The 18331-nt window shown below is 50.6% G+C and carries 15 protein-coding genes; 6 read left to right on the plus strand and 9 right to left on the minus strand.

The window, feature by feature from the left end:
- The first annotated feature begins 181 nt into the window (after window positions 1–181).
- Both IEW11_RS10290 and IEW11_RS10295 read left to right on the plus strand, forming a co-directional pair.
- Entirely contained in the window at window positions 182–1729 is a 1548-nt protein-coding gene (locus IEW11_RS10290; protein WP_188530995.1) for a helix-turn-helix domain-containing protein, read from the plus strand.
- Window positions 1726–3471, plus strand: coding sequence for a sensor histidine kinase (locus tag IEW11_RS10295; RefSeq protein WP_188530996.1), 1746 nt, complete (start codon window positions 1726–1728; stop codon window positions 3469–3471). Before IEW11_RS10290 ends, IEW11_RS10295 begins: the two co-directional genes overlap by 4 nt.
- Before the next feature lie 121 nt (window positions 3472–3592).
- On the opposite strand, the gene IEW11_RS10300 is transcribed toward IEW11_RS10295, so the two are convergent.
- The 7 genes from IEW11_RS10300 to IEW11_RS10330 form a co-directional block, all read right to left on the minus strand.
- Window positions 3593–5707 (minus strand): glycoside hydrolase family 65, encoded by a 2115-nt coding sequence (locus tag IEW11_RS10300; RefSeq protein WP_188530997.1) that lies wholly within the window; start codon window positions 5705–5707, stop codon window positions 3593–3595.
- A gap of 113 nt (window positions 5708–5820) precedes the next feature.
- Entirely contained in the window at window positions 5821–7497 is a 1677-nt protein-coding gene (locus IEW11_RS10305) for a hypothetical protein (protein WP_188530998.1), read from the minus strand.
- 25 nt (window positions 7498–7522) lie between these two features.
- Complete coding sequence (locus tag IEW11_RS10310) at window positions 7523–8398, minus strand: carbohydrate ABC transporter permease (protein ID WP_188530999.1); 876 nt, start codon at window positions 8396–8398, stop codon at window positions 7523–7525.
- 29 nt (window positions 8399–8427) lie between these two features.
- Complete coding sequence (locus IEW11_RS10315) at window positions 8428–9288, minus strand: carbohydrate ABC transporter permease (protein WP_188531000.1); 861 nt, start codon at window positions 9286–9288, stop codon at window positions 8428–8430.
- Between the two features lie 116 nt (window positions 9289–9404).
- Window positions 9405–10712: an ABC transporter substrate-binding protein gene (locus IEW11_RS10320; RefSeq protein WP_188531001.1), complete on the minus strand. Its 1308-nt coding sequence runs from the start codon at window positions 10710–10712 to the stop codon at window positions 9405–9407.
- Between the two features lie 165 nt (window positions 10713–10877).
- Window positions 10878–11537 carry a response regulator gene (locus IEW11_RS10325; RefSeq protein WP_188531002.1) on the minus strand — a complete coding sequence of 220 codons (660 nt, stop codon included), beginning with the start codon at window positions 11535–11537 and terminating at the stop codon, window positions 10878–10880.
- Window positions 11506–12759 (minus strand): sensor histidine kinase, encoded by a 1254-nt coding sequence (locus tag IEW11_RS10330; RefSeq protein ID WP_188531003.1) that lies wholly within the window; start codon window positions 12757–12759, stop codon window positions 11506–11508. The genes IEW11_RS10325 and IEW11_RS10330 overlap by 32 nt, the downstream gene beginning before the upstream one ends.
- A gap of 346 nt (window positions 12760–13105) precedes the next feature.
- On the opposite strand from IEW11_RS10330, the gene IEW11_RS10335 reads away from it, so the two are divergent.
- From IEW11_RS10335 to IEW11_RS10350, 4 genes are read left to right on the plus strand one after another with little or no spacing between them, the layout of a single operon-like run.
- Window positions 13106–13426 carry an ArsR/SmtB family transcription factor gene (locus tag IEW11_RS10335; RefSeq protein ID WP_188531172.1) on the plus strand — a complete coding sequence of 107 codons (321 nt, stop codon included), beginning with the start codon at window positions 13106–13108 and terminating at the stop codon, window positions 13424–13426.
- Between the two features lie 24 nt (window positions 13427–13450).
- Complete coding sequence (locus tag IEW11_RS10340) at window positions 13451–14416, plus strand: TIGR03571 family LLM class oxidoreductase (RefSeq protein ID WP_188531004.1); 966 nt, start codon at window positions 13451–13453, stop codon at window positions 14414–14416.
- Window positions 14417–14450: 34 nt separating this feature from the next.
- Window positions 14451–15467, plus strand: coding sequence for an LLM class flavin-dependent oxidoreductase (locus tag IEW11_RS10345; RefSeq protein ID WP_188531005.1), 1017 nt, complete (start codon window positions 14451–14453; stop codon window positions 15465–15467).
- A 43-nt stretch (window positions 15468–15510) separates the two neighbouring features.
- Window positions 15511–16557 (plus strand): LLM class flavin-dependent oxidoreductase, encoded by a 1047-nt coding sequence (locus tag IEW11_RS10350; protein WP_188531006.1) that lies wholly within the window; start codon window positions 15511–15513, stop codon window positions 16555–16557.
- A gap of 260 nt (window positions 16558–16817) precedes the next feature.
- On the opposite strand, the gene IEW11_RS10355 is transcribed toward IEW11_RS10350, so the two are convergent.
- Entirely contained in the window at window positions 16818–17273 is a 456-nt protein-coding gene (locus IEW11_RS10355; RefSeq protein ID WP_188531007.1) for a DUF4395 domain-containing protein, read from the minus strand.
- A 209-nt stretch (window positions 17274–17482) separates the two neighbouring features.
- Window positions 17483–18319 carry a sugar phosphate isomerase/epimerase family protein gene (locus IEW11_RS10360; protein WP_229725138.1) on the minus strand — a complete coding sequence of 279 codons (837 nt, stop codon included), beginning with the start codon at window positions 18317–18319 and terminating at the stop codon, window positions 17483–17485.
- Window positions 18320–18331 lie beyond the last annotated feature (12 nt).

Here is an 18331-nt window from a genome sequence, read left to right on the forward strand (position 1 = left end):
AAGATCCTCCCTTTTCATCATAGTTTATTGTATCCGCTTACAATGATATCCCGCCAAAAATGTAAGCGTAAACATCACAATCCTACATTTTTGGTCGCGATTCTATACTGCCTCTTGCCCGAGCACCTGAACTGTGCGTTAATCATAATACATCTGTAGATTCGGTAGAGGAGGATGGGGCATGAAGGTCGTATTGGTCGATGACGAGCGTCTTGCCATCGAACATATTAAACATCTTATTCCATGGGACAAGCACGGATTTGAGATCGCGGCCACTGCGACAAACGGCAGAAGCGCCCTGCGGTTATGCGAAGAGCACCGCCCTCAGATCATGATTGTGGATATCCGCATGCCCGTCATGGACGGCCTTGAGCTGATCCGCTGCGTCTCTGATAAGCAGTATGGCGTCAAATTTATCGTTATGAGCGCCTATGAAGATTTTGATTACGCCAGGCAGGCGATTTCACTGGGCAGCGTATCCAGCTATTTGATCAAGCACGAGGTGGACAGCCATAAATTGCTGCATGAGCTTAACAAAGCCAGGCAAGCGTGGGAAACCGAAGAAATACAGCGCCGGCAGCAGCGCAGCGAGCTGATCAAGGATGCGGTTATCGGCCGGGCTGCTTTATGCCAGGCAAGCGGCATGAAGCCTCCCTATGCCATGATGTTCATTCATGCAGACAGCCCTTTCTCAGCGGTGCCCGCGGGCTCAATACAGCCTGCGGCTGCGCTTTCGGCCAGATGGACGGCGGAAGAAACGAAACGCTTCTCCGCACACGAAGCCTGGCAGCTGATCGGTGAATTCCCCGTCACCGGGAGCCAATTTGCCTTATTGTTCTCCCAGAAGAATAAGGCTGCAGCGCTGATGCGTGAAGCGCTGCATGAGCTGGCGGCGGCGGTGCAGTCGCATTTAAACCGCAAGTATGAGCGGTCGTTTTCCGTCTTCTATGCCTGCCAGACAGCCGATTCCACCTGTCTGACCTCCACCTTTCACCAGCTAAGCGCAGCTGCGCTTCATGCCGTTTTCTGCGGCCGCGGCGCCTTGCTCGATGCGGACAGTCTCCCGCTTCCGGGAGACAACGCTGTGCACCAAAGCCGCAGCATCCAGCCCGACAGGCTCCATGAAGGCTTGGCGCAGAACAGCTGCGAACGTACTCAGCATGCCGTAAACGATCTTTTCGCCCAGGTCTGCCGGCCCGTTTGGGATCTTCGGGGGCTATATGATTTGGTCAGCCTGTTAGCCTCGACAGTGAACGATATCCGCGTGAAGAAGGGCATGCCCGACATCGATCCTTTTGATCCCGCGGAATACTCGCCCGTCTACCGTATCGACGAGATTGCCCGGCGGTTTGCCGCTATGCTTGGCGATCTCTGCGGGGACGCCGGCCAACACCATATTTCCAGTAAACTGTCCGCTGCTTTGCGCTACATTCACGAGCAATTCCACAACGATATCAATATTGAAGACGTTTCCTATGCAACCGGAATCAGCCCTTCCTATCTTCATCAATTGTTCAAACGGGAGCTGAGACGCACATTTCTTGATTATTTAACAGCACATCGGATTAATCAAGCCAAACGCATTCTCCGCCAGGAAAATATTAAAATGACCGAGGTTGCGGCCAGGGTCGGCTACCGGTCGCCTCAGCATTTCAGCCAGGTATTCAAACGTATGACCGGGGAGCTCCCCCATCAATACCGGGACGGCGGAGGCGGATACCGGCCATGAAAAGCCTTCGCACGACCATTTTGCAGCGCATTATCATTGTCGCGGCCGTGAGCTTCCTGCTGTCTGCGGGCTTCACGTATTACTATTACGAGAAAATTCTCGTCGATCAAATGCTCCATAATGATGAAACCAAGCTAAGGCAGACTTCAAGGCAGCTGCAGTACATGTCCGACGATATCGCCAAATTTTCGTTTTCCCTCATTATTTCCGACCAGCTGCAATCCTTTTTCAAAGATTACGACCAAGCGGATATCTTCGGGAAATTCGCCATGCAGGAGGATACCTTCCGTTATTTAAACAACAACAAGGGGCTTCGTAAGGAAGTGACCAGCTTCGCGCTCGTGATGCCGGATGGAGAAACGTTCTGGAGCGTAGCCAAAAACGATTCCTACTTTCAGGAACGCATGAAAGAAGAGTGGTATCAGAATTATGCAAAGTCAGGCCAGCCGTATGCTTTTACAGAACCATATACAATCTTCTTCAATGCGTTGACGGAGAACAAAACGATCAGCTTCATCGTTAAGGTAAAAGATATCGAGCAGTCCGGACAAGAAATCGGGGAGCTGATTCTCAACCTCGACTACAGCAGCTTCGAATCGCTGCTGGAATTCGGGAGCAGTGACTTCGACGATTTTCTATGGATCAACAGCGGCAATTATTTGTTATATGAGAAAATTCAGGGCCATCCCGGCAAACTGGAAGCCGCTTCGCTGGCGGAAAAAGCTGCCCGGCATGGGGACGGGGTTCATAAAATTAAAGGGGGGTATATGATAATCGACCGGTTTGCAGGGAACAACTGGACGCTCGTATCTTATATCTCCCAACAGACCTTGCTGGAGCGCGGCCGAATCGTCATTTATTTGCTCGGCGTCTTTTCACTCACCAGTACGATTCTGATCCTGCTGCTGATGATGCCGGCGATTTTCCGGATTACAAGACCGATTATGCGCCTATACTATGCCATGAACGCCGCTTCGAGCGGAAACCTGAATACTTCCGTTTCCATCCGGACCGGAGACGAGCTTGAGAAGCTCGGGCAAGGCTTTAACCGGATGATCGAGCAGCTGCGCGTTCACTTGGATGAATCCATTCGTTACGAGAAGGAAAAGCGGGAGATGGAACTGGAGCTTTTGCTTTCGCAGTTCAACCCCCATTTTGTATACAACACGTTAAATGCCGTCATCTATATGGCTCAGAAGCAAGGCAATGAAGACATCGTCCGCATGGTGGGCTCTTTCATCCGCATTTTGCAGGATGCCGCGAAGATGGGCGACCGGCAGTCGCTGATCCCGCTTCGCGGCGACCTCGGGATTCTGCGGGATTACATTGCCGTGCAGTCCTACCGGTATGTGAACATGTTTGATGTCGAGTGGGATGTGGCGGATGAAGCTTTAGACTGCCTGGTACCGCGGTATGTGATCCAGCCCTTTGTCGAGAATGCGATCTTTCACGGGATTTGTCCGAAGGACGAGCATGGGATCATCCGCTTAACGGCGGCAGTGCGGGAGGGAACGCTCATCATTTCGGTCGCGGACGACGGCATCGGCATGGAAGCCGGCCAGCTTGCAACGATCTGGGACAAAGTGGAGAACAAAAAAAGCCCGGGTTTGCGGCATATCGGACTGTTCAATACAAGAAAAAGGCTGGAGCATTTGTTCGGCGGCCAATCCTCGATCCGGATCGACAGCGCAGCGGGGCAAGGAACTACCGTAACGATCGAGCTTCCCGCGCAATATAGGTGAAGGAACGAGAGCCTCGCCGCCCGGAATTTCACCCATACAAACAACCACCCGCTCGCTTAGATGACAAGAAGGTGGTTGCTTCTAAAGGCAGTTTAATTGTTAGGCGTTTAAGAGGCAGCTTTCACAACCAGGCGTTCAAGCCTTCCCATTTCACCGACCATGAGCCGTCGCGGGGAAACCCGGGGGCATCAGCTTGATCGGCTTCAGCTTGTTCGGCTCGCCCCTGCCATCCGCAGGCCATAAGAGCAACTGCCGTAAGCAATCCCCCGTTGCCCGGCAGATAAGCAGTCAAGCCTTCACGCTGATAATTGTGCCCGCTGGGCAAATACGTATTCTTCTGTGCGTCCATTAACAAAGCGTCAACCGCGGCCGCTCCGTCTCCGAGCCGGGCGGCTGTCATGGCCGTCATCGGGAAATCCCAGCCCCATGACGTATCCCACTGCCACTCATTCATGACTTTGTGCAGCGTGTTATTCATCGTTACCCGGTCGACGAGTCCTCCCGGAAGCATTCCTAACGCCCCGAGCATGGAGGGATGATCCGTATTGGTCTTCCTGAATGTATCCGGTGCATTCTCATGAGCTATATACACGCCGTCTGCTGTCGGCAGCTCTGATAGATGATCGCAGATATGCTGCCATTTCGGCTCAGGAAACAGCCCCAGCCGCATTCTCCATTGCTGTGCCAGAATCAGACCGTGCCGCCAATATTCAAGCTCAAAGGCGGGATTCAGCGTTTCCCCAGCCGGGTGCTCCTCCTGTGCAGGAATCACAGGAGGCCCGAGCACATAGCGCTTCTCCTCCGGCTGCCAGACGGCAAAGGAAGCCATGAAGGCTGCCGTCTCCATAACCACGTCGTGAAAATAGTCCAGGGTTGCCTTAGCAGGTTCAGCCAAATAGCATAATTCCGCATATACAATCGGGTGCGGCTGCTGCCAGATCAGCAGCGGGCCAATCGGCGATGGGCTGTCACGCCCCTCGGGACCAACCATCTTTGGCCATCTTGCCCCGTCGTAGCCTTGCGATCCCGCTAATTTCCTCGCTTCAGGTAAAATATGAATATACCAATCCAGACTTTTTCTCAGCAGATGGGTTCTCCCCCACAAGGCAAAATGCACCGCATGCCACCAATGCATCTCCAGATGGAATTTACCGAACCAGCTGCTGTAGAGAAGTCCGGTTTCCTGCGGCGGAAGCGTTCCCGCACAGTGAATTGCCGTCAGAAACTGGGACAGGACAATTCTGCGTTCCAGCTCCCATGCGCGAGTATCCCGGCTTCCCGCCAATTCGACCGCGCCGCCTTGCAGCCAGAAACGTTCCCAATGCGCTGCGCTGGCGCGCTCGATATCCACATAATGGGGTAAAGGTGCCGGATGATTGGATACAGCCATTTCAGCAGGTATACTCCCTGGTGCGAACTGCAGCGTAAAATCAAAAGAGGTTTCTGCTCCGCCGGGAATCAGCCGAAACCGGTGGGCTTCTTCTTTGGCCATCTGGCCATGGCTCCACACCACATTCACGCTGTACCCGTCCTGATCCATCGAACGTTCAAAAACCCCTTGGCCCGGCGCTCCCTGAATAAATCGAGTCTCATGCGCACTGGAATCTCCCCAATTCAACCCTACCGAATTTGCCCATTCTCTGGAGGTTGGAAGAGGGGAAGGAAAACCGATCGTCACTTCAAGCCTGCCGCTAGTAAGCAGCTCCGATTCGATCCGAACACCGAGCTTGTCCATTTCAGGATGACAAACCGTACGCACGCAGACCTGAATGCCATCGACCTTGAAGCGGCTGACCAGCACGCCATTCCACATGTCAAGCCGCTGCTCGATTTCGTGAAGCTCCCTAAGCTCTACCGAATGCCCATTTGCGGCAAAGAGCCTTAGACCAATTTGCCCTAACTGCAGGCGATGCGGATTCTGACGCAGCCAATGAAACGGCTCCTCCTGCCCTTTGTCATCTATTGCATATCCGACCTGACGTCCGTGTGATTCATACGGCTGCAGCCGCAAGTTCCGAAGACTGTACTTCCCCGGCCCTCCGGAGCTGTGCCAGCCCCATTCAGACTGAGTGCCAAGCGGAACCTCGTAGTGCTGCGGAAAGCTTTGCAGACCTGTCAAATCCGCAGTAAATGCAAATTGCCCGTTACCCACTGACAACGGTGACAACGGATCAAGCCGGTTCAGGACGGGATTATGCCTTTTGACGAGCGCGCGGCGATCAATTTTATTTTCCATCTTGGCCTCCGGTCAAGCGCACGCGGCTGCCCCAAGCTGTCGGTAAAAACCAAATGATGGGAATGAAAATCCCCGACTAACCCAGGCAGCTCCGCTGCGCAATATTATCAGAATCAAAGAAGTTTAGCCCTAATCTTGTCAAGCTGTTTCTTGATGTCGTTCTCCAACGACTGCAGCAATTCTCCGTCCAGCATCCAATACATATAGAAAGGATAGTAAGTATCCGCCATCCTCTCCGTAAGCTCTATGCGGAATGCGGAAAGTTCATCCACTGCAACGCGGGCCAGCCTGATATCGGCAGCCTCTCCGGTCTCCAGCGCTTTCTTCGCCCAGAAGCTGGCGGAGACGGCGAAATAGAAATTTTTCACGTAATACAGGTAAAGGTCGAGCGTGATATCTAATTCCCTTATAAACAGCTGCGGGACGCCGAGCGTTTCCGGTTCAAGAATCGAACGAAGCTTGCTCACTTCCTCTACTGCCGCTTGCTTCTCGGCAATGATCCCCCAAATATTCTCATCTGTGCGGGCAATCCGCTCCGATGCTCCCGGCTCCCATTGATCCCGGCTGTGATAGGAGGTAACGACATAAAAGAAGTCTTCCAGTGTCGGCGAGATTTTACTGCTGTATTGAAATACATGTCCTCTCGTGTACAGCGTTTTTTCGATGACGGACCATGAAGCCTTCATAAAGGCCTTCCACCGCTCCACAGCGTTGGAAGCCTCAGAAATGACCGGCACTCTCGCAGTCGATTCAGGATACATGGAAGTATATAGTCCGTTTTCTACCCATGCTTGATAAACGGCATCCAGATCGATATCCGGATTGCCGGCAAGCAGAGCCCCGCCGTATAAATTCAACATATTCAGGCTATTGAACACACTCGTCTCGTTCATCAATTCCCAATCCGTACGGAACCAGACGCCGGATACGCCCTTCTCCCTGCAATAACGGATCCGATCCTGCAGATCCTCTACAAGACTGACCGGAAACACGCCGAACCCGCAATACTGTCCCCACACATCGAACTCTACCCACTGACGGAGGCCGTTCGTATCACCGATCTTCACATTGTGAGGGAAGGTTGGCCAGAAATCATGCGGGACATTCTTAAGCGCCACGATAATATCTGTCGATACCGCAGCGGCGGCATCGACAACCGCGCTCTGCTCGCCGATCGTATAGGTGAAATCCCGGACCACCAAATTCTTCCCCTTCTCGGAAAGGGGGGTAAACATGGCTTGAAGCAGCTGCTCATACCATTGTCCGTTTTCCGTCTGTTTACAGCGCTCGCACTGGCATGGATTCGTCGAGATGGATACTTTGCTTTCCCGCGTTGCCGGACTCATGATGATTCCCGCGATTTCCGGCATCACCTCAAGCAGCTCCCGGATTTTTGTACCCAGGAACTCGAACCAGAACGGATTGGTCGGACATATGACGCCCTCAGCCGTCCTAAGCTGAGGGAACAGCTCAAGGAGCTGTTCCGGATACCAGATCTCTTTCACTTCGAGGTAAAAACCGATCCCCATGCTGCGCGCTTTGCGTATAACTTGGCGGATATACAGCTGATTAGAGACAATCGTGGATCTGCGGATCGGCCAACGTTTATACATCATGTCCTGCGTAAAATAGGCTTTAGGAAATACGAGATTGTCGATTAGATCATTTTGGTGAAAAATGAGTGCGTTTAATCCGTTCGTCGACATAAAATCCAGTGCGCGTTCAACTGCAGACCAGCGCCACATCCGGTTGTTGTGTATTTCAAGCCCCCGCAAATCAAAGGTTTCCATAGTTTATCCACTCCTCTCTCCTGTTTTAGCCTTTCACTCCATGTACCGCAATACCTTCGACAAAATAACGCTGCAGCAGGAAAAAGATAATAAGAATCGGGATGATCGATGCAAGCGACATCGCCATTATCGGCCCTGCTGTAACTGTATCGCTATCCCTGAAGAAGGCCAATGCCAGCTGCAGCGTATACTTCTCTTGGCTCTGCAAGAACAGAAGCGGGTACAGCAGATCATTCCACCCCCACATGAATTGGAAGATCAGATTCGTCACCAGAGCAGGTTTGACAAGCGGCATAATAATCTGGCTGAATATCCGGTATTCGGAGCAGCCGTCGATTCGCGCGGCTTCCATCAATTCGTCCGGCACCGTCTTGACGTACTGGGTCATGAGGAAGGTTCCGAATGTCGCCCCAAGCCCCGGGAAAATGACACTCGCAAAGGTATCCATAAAGCCGAGCGAATTGATCATCGAGTAAAGCGGTATCATGCGGACCTGATCGGGTATCATCATCGCGGAGAGGACAAGCAGGAACAAGAAGCCTTTCCCTCTGAAACGGTATTTCCCAAAGGCGTAGCCGGCCATTGCATTAATGGCAACGGTAAGCAGCACTCTGATCGTGGTCACGATTGTGGAATTCACGTAATAATCGTAGAATCCCCCTTTGACCCAGCCTTCCGAAAAGTTTTGCAGCGTTATTTTATCGGGAATCAGCTTCGGGAACTGCGTATAGATTTCGTTCTGCTCCTTCAAGGACATGGAAACCATCCAAGCAATTGGGAACAGCATTACCAGGGCGCCCAAGAGAAGCATAACAAAGACGCCGTAACGAAAAATGGTTGAAAGTACAACGGTTCTTTTCATGCCTTTGCGGCCAACAGGCATCATTCTTACTTCTGCCACCTTGCATCCATCCTTTCCGTGAACACACACTATTCATCGCGATTGAGTAATTTTTGCTGCAGTATGGTTATAACGAGCAGGATTAGAAACAGGATGACCGAAAGCGCTGCTGCGTAACCGATGGAGAATTCATTGAAGCCCTTAATGAAAATGTATAAAACCAATACAAACGATGCTCTTCCCGGCCCTCCCCCGGTCATTACATAAATTTGCTCGAATACCCGGAAGGAGGAGGTGACCGCCAGGATGACGATCAGCGTCGTAATCGGCCGCAAGGAAGGGACCGTGATATAAATAAATTGCTGCCATTTGTTGGCGCCATCAATTTTGGCAGCTTCATAATACGTTCCCGATATGCCCTGCAGACCGGCCAAATAAATCATCATGTAATAACCGACGCCCGCCCATATCCCAACAAACGCTAACGAAGGAATGGTTAAATTCGGATCGAGAATCCAGCGCAGCGGAGGCAATCCCACACTGGCCAGCAGATTGTTCAGAATGCCGTAGTTCGAGCTATAGATCCAGCGCCAAATCAAACCGATAACGGACCAGGAAAGCAAGTAAGGAAGCAAGTAGACGGCCCGGATCGTGTTTTTGAGCGGCATCGCCCTGTTCAATCCGACGGCAATGACCAAGCTGAGCACGATTGTCGGCGGCACAAGCAGGAGCGTGTAATACAACGTATTTCGCAGTGAAATCCAGAACGATTCATCTTTGAACGCCAGGATATAATTATCGAATCCAACGAACGTCGTTTCTTCAAACGACCCTTCTGTAAAGCTCAGCACAAAATTCGCGATTAACGGATAAATCGCAAATAATACGACGACTAGTATATTCGGCAATACAAATACATAGGGTGCGATTCGATTGAATCTCGAATTCATTCTCGTTCCTCTCCTTAAAGCCCCATCCATGGGGAAGGGATAGCGGAGAGGAGGCCTGGAAACTGCTGACCCTGCCTCCCCGTCTTCCAGCTGCCCGTGTTATAAAGACGTGGTTTCTATTTCAGTTCCTGTGCGATAATAGCCGCCATTTTGTCTGCTGTTTCCTGTGGTGACTGCTGACCGATTACAGCCGATTGAAGCTCCCGGAGCATTTGGTCCTTTGTCTTTCCATAGAAATCTTTGAAATATTGATCATTCAACGTACCGTCCAGAAATTGACCTTGCTGCGAGAAGATCGGAACCAGATCTTCTCGGGCATTCACAATATTATTTGCATCGGTTCTAGGAGGAAAGCTGGCCGTCGAGTTCGTGAAGATCGAGATGATATCCGGGCTGACCGCAAATTCAATGAAGTGCGCGGCTGTTTCGACATTCTGTGTTTTGAAGGCAACAAGATCATTCCCGCCGATAATCGTTGTGTTCTTCGCCTGCTGCGGCATATACGTGACCGAATACTCAAAATCCTGAACCTGTTCTTCCAATGTAGGAATATTCCATGTTCCTGAACTCAGCCACATTCCCACCTGGCCGGAAACGAACAGACGAAGCGGATCATCCGTGCCTTCGATAATGCCTGGTGCGGCTATGCCTTCTTTGTGAAGATTAACTGTCCATTCGATCGCTTCAACGCCTGCCGCATTGTTGATTGCCGGCTGTCCTTGTTCATCTACTAAAGCACCGCCGTTCTGAAAGAGGAATGGCAGCCACCCGTCAAAGCTGGGCTTCTCAAACATAAGGCCATATCGAACAGCTTCAGCCTCCTGCAGCTTTTTGGCCGCTTCCGTCAGCTGATCCCAAGTCCATGGCTCGTCCTCAAGTCCCGGGGCTTCAATGCCGGCTTTGTCAAACGCCGTTTTGTTGTAGATCACACCGCGAATCGAGTCGGCAATCGGCACGCCCACGATCATCCCGTTCTGGTGGTTGATTGAGGTACGCACTTCCGAGAAGGTGCTGAAAAAGTCTTCCGGAAGGTATGGCGTCAGATCTCCAAGTACGCCAAGTGCCGCATAGCTTGGAATAATCGCAGTTGGAGCAAATACGACGTCTGGCAAATCATTTGCCGATACACGGGTCTGCAGCACTTGATAGAACTGGCTGAGCGGTACCCCCTGCGTATTGACAGTAATCGTAGGATTTTGTTCTTTGTACTGATTGATGATCTCATCAATACCCGCTTTGTTCTCATCGTTCGCATATTGATACAGAATGGATAATGATTGCTTCTGTGTGCTGCTATCGCCTTTAGAAGCGCTTCCATTATTTCCGCTTGTTTCGGCATTATTGCCTGATCCGCAAGCTGCAACAAGCCCGGCGAACAGAGCAATGATACCTATCAAGCACAAAGCACGACCCAATTTTAACATGTCGACCCACATCCTTTTTTTATCTTGGATTTTCTTACAGTACCCATCTTATCTCATCCCCGGCCAAGGTAATACTGAACCCCCACCTATTTATTGTCATGAAAATAGGATGTCCGGCCATGACAATTGTCATGGTCAGGCATCCTTGTTGTCATGGCCGGCAGCCTATCCTATCACACCGGATAGAATCGCATAACGAATGGCGTGAGCCCGATCCTTTAATTCCAGCTTCTCATAAATGCTGCTGACATGATTCCGTACAGTGCCTTCTGCCAGATGAAGGCTGCGGGCGATCTCCCGGTTATCTTCCCCAAGTCCCAGATGCTTCAGCACCTCGAGCTCCCGCTGGGTCAGGCGGGACAAGTCGTTCTTGGATACCGCCCTATCCGCTCTTCTGCGCCGGGTTACCTCATCCACGATTTTCGTGGTCATCTGAGGAGAGATTAACGTCCCTCCCTCCTGTACCTGCAGAATTGCGTTCGTTAATTCCTCCGGTTCAATATCCTTCAATAAATAACCGGCCACCCCGTATTGCAGCGCTTCAAATAAATACTGATCGTCATCGAACGTCGTCAGTACGATAACTTTCGTTTCGTTGCCATCCGCTCTCAGATGTTTGATGCATTCCACACCATCCATCATCGGCATGCGCATATCCATGAGAATAAGATTGGGCTGTGTTTCCTTGATCACTCTCAGCGCTTCAATGCCATTTCCCGCTATGCCGACCACTTTCGCCGCTTTAATGCGGATTTCGATCACCGTTTTCAAATTTTCCCGAAACAGCCTTTGATCATCCACTATGACTAACCGCAGCGGTTCCATTCTCCTTCTCCTCCTCTCCCATCGGCAGCCAAACCCGCAATGTAAATCCAAGCCCCGGCTTTGAAAAAGGATCCACCGTGCCATTCATCGCCTTTACGCGTTCGCCGATACCGATTAAACCGTAACCTTCGTTTATCGTTTCCGCACCATGTCCATTATCCCTGACCGTTAGCCTGATGCCCGTTCGATCGCTTTGAAAACTGACAAACACCTCTGTCGCCCGTCCATGCCGGAAGGCGTTCGTAAGCCCCTCCTGCACAACCCGATAGAATACGTCTTCAATCGATTTGCCGGGAAACTGCAGCACATCCCCGTAGCTCAAATAAACTTTTATACCGGAGGCTTTCGTAAAAACTTCGACAAGATGCTTGATGCCTCCCAAGCCGTTGTAGCCTTCTCTTACCCCCGGACGTAAGCCGCGCAATACCTGACGGATATCACCCAAGCCTTCGCGGACCAAGCTGCGGGCCTGCATGATGTTCTCGGGCACCTCCCGGGAATCCGCTTGTAATCTTTCTTTATAAGCCTCTAATAGCGATAGCAGATTCGTCAGCGTATAAGCGACCGTGTCATGAATTTCCCGGGCAATTCTGTTTCGCTCCATCGTCAGCGTTTTTACTTTCTCTTCAGCCGCCACGTTCTGGAGCGAAATATTGATTTGCGCAAGGGATTCATTGGAATCCCGCAACTCCTTAAGCGTTTTCAACTCCTTCGCACGCAGTCTTGCCTCCCTGGCCAAATAATAGCCGGACACTCCACATAACACATATAGTGTAAGGGTTGCCGTCAGACTTTTCACATCGACCGGCTCCACCGGCATGAACCACAGCGATACATTTAGATTTACCAGCAAGATAGTATAGCCGGTACATAGACCGCTTATGATCAAAGCAAGCATACTCGGTAAATAAAGAAAGCCCTCAAAGATCATAATGGCAAAGATAAAGGCAAAGCTCAGCATGTCGCTGGAGGAAGGCACGCACAGCACAGCAGCCATCAGCATTCGGAATGAAAACAGCCATAGTCTCGCATGGTGCCGCCGGTTAAACAGCATATAAGCGGATAAACACATCATGAGAAGGACGATGATGGTGTATGGATAGGACCAAGATAGCGGATAATCCGTCCATTTCCCTTCCATCCGGTAGACGGCTAATATGCCCAAATGAACGAAGATCAGGATCATACATAATATCACTTTATCCTTAATACCAAGCATCATAATAATGTCTCCCTAAAAATAAAGTGGGTTATTGTCGTCAATCCATTCTGTTTAACTTCTATTTTTAGTTCTGTTTCCCTGCTGCCTTGCACCATATCCGGATAATTTTTCAAATAAAGACATTTGATCATGAGTTGACATGATGGTCATAAATGAATAATATTTAGATATCGATATTTCTCGATATATGAATAAAATATATCTGAGCAACTAAATGATGCGCCATGATTGATAGATGACTTGTTGCTCGCTAAGTGAATCGTATAAATCTGTGACTAACACTAACGGGATACGAGAATAATGACAAAGAGAGGAGAAGATACGATTGGGCAAAGAAATCGTTGGGATGGATGACGGGCAAGCGGTAGAGATCTTTAAGGCGCTATCTAACCAGACAAGAGTGCGTATTCTCCAAATGCTGAGAGAGCCCGCAGTATATTTTTCACCACAAATCCATATTACCAAAGAGGATGGGTTTGATGGCGGTGTGTGTGTAAGTGATATCCGCAGCAAGACAGGCATATCCCAATCCACAACCTCCCAATACTTGTCCATTTTGCAGCAGAGCGGCTTGGTGGAGATGAAACGCATCGGGCAATGGACCTATTACCGGCGCAATGAAGAGACGATCAAACAATTTGAACGATATATCGGTTCACATTTATAAATGTTTAGATAAGGTGGGGTGAGCATGTACCAACAAAAGCATGGTGCATTTCAAAGGCTGTATCAACAAGACAAACTGACACTTGGCTTTGTGCTTCCAACCGAACGAATGGCGAAATACCCAATCATGGAAAATCAGCTGCAGCTCGCGCAAATGATCGAACATTACGGATTCGCCGCCATGTGGCTGCGGGATGTGACGATACAGAATCTTGATATTGATGACAATGGACAAATGTATGATCTATGGATTTATTTAACGTACCTTGCCGCGAAGACAAAGCAGATCGCATTAGGCACGGCTGGTGTTGTCCTGCCGCTGCGGCATCCGGTCCGAATCGCCAAGGAAGCAGCATCCATTGACCGGTTGTTTCCGGGTCGCTTGATCATGGGCGTCGCTTCAGGCGACCGGGAGCTGGATTTTACAGCGCTGGGGGTGGACAGGCCGCAAAGGGGCGAAATCTTCCGGGAGACCTACGAGTTTCTTGATCGGTTATTGAAGGAGGACAACCCGACCATTCAATCCAACCTGGGCGATATAGACGGCAGCACGATGGGCTTAATTCCAAAACCTGAGACCGCGATTCCCACGATGGTGACGGGCTTCAGCCAACAATCGCTTGAATGGATCGCCCGCCATGGAGACGGTTGGTTCCAATATCCGCGAAGCATTGAACAGCAGGAGCTGCTCGTCAAGGATTACCGCGAGCTGACTGAACGGTATGAACCAGGCATATTCAAGCCTTTTTCGAACAGTTTATTCATCGACTTATCGGAAAATCCCGATGAAAGGCCGCAGAGTATACCGTTAGGCTATCGCCTCGGGCGATATCATTTATTGGAGCTGCTTCAGCGGTTCCAAGCCATAGGCGTCAATCATATCGCATTTGTATTGTACTTTTCCCATCGCCCTCCTGAAGATGTCATTCAGGAGCTTGGCGAAGAAATTTTACCACACTTCCCTTCACATCAAATTCCGGTGGAAGCGTAAAAATAACACAACAGCACGAAAGGACATCATAAACATGGAAAACTTAAGGAGTACGCCGATTTCGGTGTTAGATCCTTCTCCGATTATCGCAGGAGGTTCACCGGAGCTGTCTCTTCGCAACACGCTGGATTTGGCTAAAAAAGCGGAACAGTGGGGATACAAACGGTTTTGGCTGGCTGAGCATCACAATTGGGCAGGCATGGCCAGCTCCGCCTCCCCTGTAGTCATAGGAAGAGTCGCAGCTGTTACGGAAAAGATTCGCGTTGGTTCCGGCGCTATGCTGCTCTCCCATTATTCTCCTCTATCTGTAGCAGAGCAGTTCGGCACGTTAGAGGTTTTCTTTCCAGGGCGGATTGATCTTGGACTGGGGCGCGCGCCGGGAACAGACCGCTTCACCGCTCAGGTATTGCGCCAGCGGGTCGCCGGGGAGCCTGAATTTGCGGAGCGGCTGCAGGAGCTAATCGCTTATCTGCATGGGAACGGCACGCAAGCATCCAACGGGGTGCACAGCTTTCACGCGATTCCCGGTGAAAATACCAAGGTACCGATCTGGCTGCTGGGTTCGGCATTTTACAGCGCGGAGCTGGCTGGACAGCTTGGCCTGCCCTTCTCGTTTGCCGGCCATTTTGCGCCGGGCAATATGATGGAGGCACTGGCGATCTACAGGGAAAGCTTCCGTTCGTCAGAGGTGCTTGATAAGCCATATGTTCTATTATCCGTACAGGTGTCAGCGGCAGATACGGAGAAGGAAGCACAGCGTCTGGCTACCTCCATGTATCAGAAGTTTTTATTGCTCACCCGCGGCCATGCCGCACCCTTGCAGCCTCCTGTTGACAGCATGGATACGGTATGGAGTGAGGATGAACGCAAAGCAGTGGAAGATCAGCTCTTTACCTCCATCATCGGCGACCCGTCCGCAGTGAAACAGCAGCTGAAGGAGCTCATCCATAAAACAGAGGCAGATGAGATCATGGCTCACACCGAAATTTTCGACCATGAAGCCCGCTTGCGTTCATACGAAATTTTAGCTGAAGCTGCGAAGAACAATTAATAATCATTATTATATACATTATTATCAGAAAGAGGATGATACTATGTCAGACCATAACAACGGCAAACAACTAAATGAAATTAAATATTCGGTGCTTGATCTTTCTCCGATTGTGCTCGGCGGAAGTGCCGCTGAATCGTTCCGCAATACGCTGGATCTTGCTCAGCATGCCGAGAAATGGAATTATAACCGCTACTGGCTGGCGGAACACCATAATATGCCTTTTATCGCCAGCTCGGCTACTTCGGTCGTGATTGCCCATGTAGCAAATGGAACTTCAAAAATCCGGGTCGGATCAGGCGGAATCATGCTGCCTAACCACTCTTCCCTCGTTATTGCAGAGCAGTTCGGGACGCTTGAATCCCTGTTCCCTGGACGAATCGATCTTGGCCTGGGCCGCGCGCCCGGCTCTGATCAACGGACAGCGCGTGCTTTAAGACGCGATACCGGCAGAAATGGCGATGATTTTCCCGAACAATTGGACGAGCTTCGCGCTTACTTTGATCCGTCTTTGGCAGAAGGCAAAGCACAGGTGAGAGCCATTCCAGGCGAGGGACTGAATGTGCCAATCTGGCTGCTTGGCTCCAGCGGCTTCAGCGCCCAGCTTGCCGGCCAGCTCGGTCTGCCGTTTGCCTTTGCCAGCCATTTCTCACCTAACAACACCTTGCCGGCAATGGATTTGTACCGCCGCTCCTTCCAGCCTTCCAAGGTGCTGGATAAGCCATATGCAATGGTTGGCGTTAACATTATCGCGGCGGATACAGATGAAGAAGCGACCCGCTTGGCTACGACGCTGCAGCAGCAATTCCTGAACCTGATCCGGGGTAACGAAGTGCAGCTGCAGCCGCCGGTGGATGACATTAAAGAGCTGGCAAGCGCGTACGAGCTGGCGGCGCTGCAGCAGCAATTGGGCTCGTCAATCATCGGCAGCAAAGAGACGGTTAAAGATAAATTGCAAAAATTCGTGAATGACACCGGCGCAGATGAAATTATGGCCATTGCCCAAGTATTCGACCATAAGGCCCGTGTACAGTCCTTTGAAATTCTGGCTGAGATTACGGGGCAAAAAGACCGCAGCGAGCAAAAATGACACCGGCCGGGAAGGCGTGGTGTTACATCTTCACCTGCATGGCAATTAGAAATTATTCCTGTCATGGCTTCGCAAGCTGACTATCTACTTGCGAAGCCATTTTTTGAATGATAAGGAATCGCCGATTTTCACTTCACTTTTACTTAAATAGTGTTTATACAAGCATCGCATGCGTATTCATGAACATTAATTAATATCTAAATTTTATACAAAAAACCGCAGCCAGCGGCATACGGTTTAATTCGAATAAGATAATTGGATTAAGCTTTTTGATTCATCCGGCGGCGCGCCAAAAACTGTCTCCACTGAAAATACATGAAGCAGCCCAGGCAAAAACCGGAAAGGGCCATGACCACGGCAATGGTTAGCATCCCTAGGAAAATGTAGCCGATAACCGCAGCACCCAGAGCAAAAGTAATTAATGAACCGCTCATGAACAAGATTGCCAGCAGGTTGTTAAAGCGCAGTAATACACGTTCTTCTGTATGCTCGCTAGCCGGAAGCCACGGCGCGAATAAGCGGACAAATGCATTATACTTAATACCGAACTGGCGGCTAATGAGCTGAACGGCCAACGGGATCGCCAGCACCCAATACTGTTGTGTGACAACGGTCACAATAATGCTTAGCAATATCCCAAGCTGATTCGCCCTGACCCAGTGCATGGGTACTGATATTGCGCAGCTATAGATCGTCGTCGATGGTTGACGTTTCATTTATAACAACCTCCTTCGTTACTTATTATTTTACACAATAACATATTAAATTGGTAGGGATAATATGAAATTAATTTAAAAACTCCTTAGTCGATTGGACTGCCAAGCGCACAAGAGGCTGCCCGATTGGACAGCCTCTATTTTACTCGCCTATTAATCTCTCTCCTGTTATTTCTCACAGATATCCCTTGAGTATCGAACGTCCTCATTCAGTCCAGCTTCTTGAGTGTATCCTTCAAATATAGAATCGATGTTTCCGCATACCAATCCGGATCCGCCTTGCGTGTGTGGAAACCAACCTCCATTGTCAGATATCCGCTGTAATCGATATCCTTCAACGCCTTCAGGACAGCCTCAAAGTTGCCTGTGCCTTGCCCCGGAGGCAGACGGTCGCTGTCTGCAATATGGACGTGGTGAAGCTTATCCTTCATCCGGTAGACGTAATCGCTCGGCACCTCGTTCCGATACAAAGCATGGAATGTATCGAACATCACCTTAACGTTGGATTCGCCGGACTGCTCGGCCATGAGGAGCGCATCGTCCGCCGTCTCGACCAGGTTGCTGTCGGTTGGGGTCGGCTCAACAGCGATCGTTACGCCGAGCTCCTGCGCATAACGAGCGATTTCTGTCAGCCCTTCAAGCGAATAATTCCAGGCATCAATTTGAGACGTGCCGAATATGGCCCAACCGGCAATATACAGCACGGTCGGACATTCCCATTCATGGGCGAGGCGCGCGATATCCTTGTAATGCTGGATCGTAAACCTCCGCTCCTCCTTAGTCGGCGCGCTTGGATTATTGCCGGGACCGCCGCCCGGCGCGGGCAGCATGCTGGATACCGCAAGCTTGTGATTCCGCAGGCATTGCAGCACGGCCTTACGGCGCTCCGGCGTCAGGTGATCCGGCCAGGCATGCGGACTGGCGCAGCCGATCTCGATGCCATCATATCCCATGCGGGACAACCGCTTGATCACTTCCTCAAGCGGATAAGAAGGCAGCCATGACGGAAAGCTGCTGTAAACCCAAGTGTTAAATGAAATTTTCAAGAAAATCCTCTC

The organism is Paenibacillus abyssi (assembly GCF_014640295.1).
GTDB classification, from domain to species: domain Bacteria; phylum Bacillota; class Bacilli; order Paenibacillales; family Paenibacillaceae; genus Paenibacillus_D; species Paenibacillus_D abyssi.

Coding starts and splice junctions, on each gene's coding strand:
- IEW11_RS10290 (WP_188530995.1), top strand. CDS start 182: ATGAAGGTCGTATTGGTCGATGACGAGCGTCTTGCCATCGAACATATT.
- IEW11_RS10295 (WP_188530996.1), top strand. CDS start 1,726: ATGAAAAGCCTTCGCACGACCATTTTGCAGCGCATTATCATTGTCGCG.
- IEW11_RS10300 (WP_188530997.1), bottom strand. CDS start 5,707: ATGGAAAATAAAATTGATCGCCGCGCGCTCGTCAAAAGGCATAATCCC.
- IEW11_RS10305 (WP_188530998.1), bottom strand. CDS start 7,497: ATGGAAACCTTTGATTTGCGGGGGCTTGAAATACACAACAACCGGATG.
- IEW11_RS10315 (WP_188531000.1), bottom strand. CDS start 9,288: ATGAATTCGAGATTCAATCGAATCGCACCCTATGTATTTGTATTGCCG.
- IEW11_RS10320 (WP_188531001.1), bottom strand. CDS start 10,712: ATGTTAAAATTGGGTCGTGCTTTGTGCTTGATAGGTATCATTGCTCTG.
- IEW11_RS10325 (WP_188531002.1), bottom strand. CDS start 11,537: ATGGAACCGCTGCGGTTAGTCATAGTGGATGATCAAAGGCTGTTTCGG.
- IEW11_RS10330 (WP_188531003.1), bottom strand. CDS start 12,759: ATGATGCTTGGTATTAAGGATAAAGTGATATTATGTATGATCCTGATC.
- IEW11_RS10335 (WP_188531172.1), top strand. CDS start 13,106: ATGGATGACGGGCAAGCGGTAGAGATCTTTAAGGCGCTATCTAACCAG.
- IEW11_RS10340 (WP_188531004.1), top strand. CDS start 13,451: ATGTACCAACAAAAGCATGGTGCATTTCAAAGGCTGTATCAACAAGAC.
- IEW11_RS10345 (WP_188531005.1), top strand. CDS start 14,451: ATGGAAAACTTAAGGAGTACGCCGATTTCGGTGTTAGATCCTTCTCCG.
- IEW11_RS10350 (WP_188531006.1), top strand. CDS start 15,511: ATGTCAGACCATAACAACGGCAAACAACTAAATGAAATTAAATATTCG.
- IEW11_RS10355 (WP_188531007.1), bottom strand. CDS start 17,273: ATGAAACGTCAACCATCGACGACGATCTATAGCTGCGCAATATCAGTA.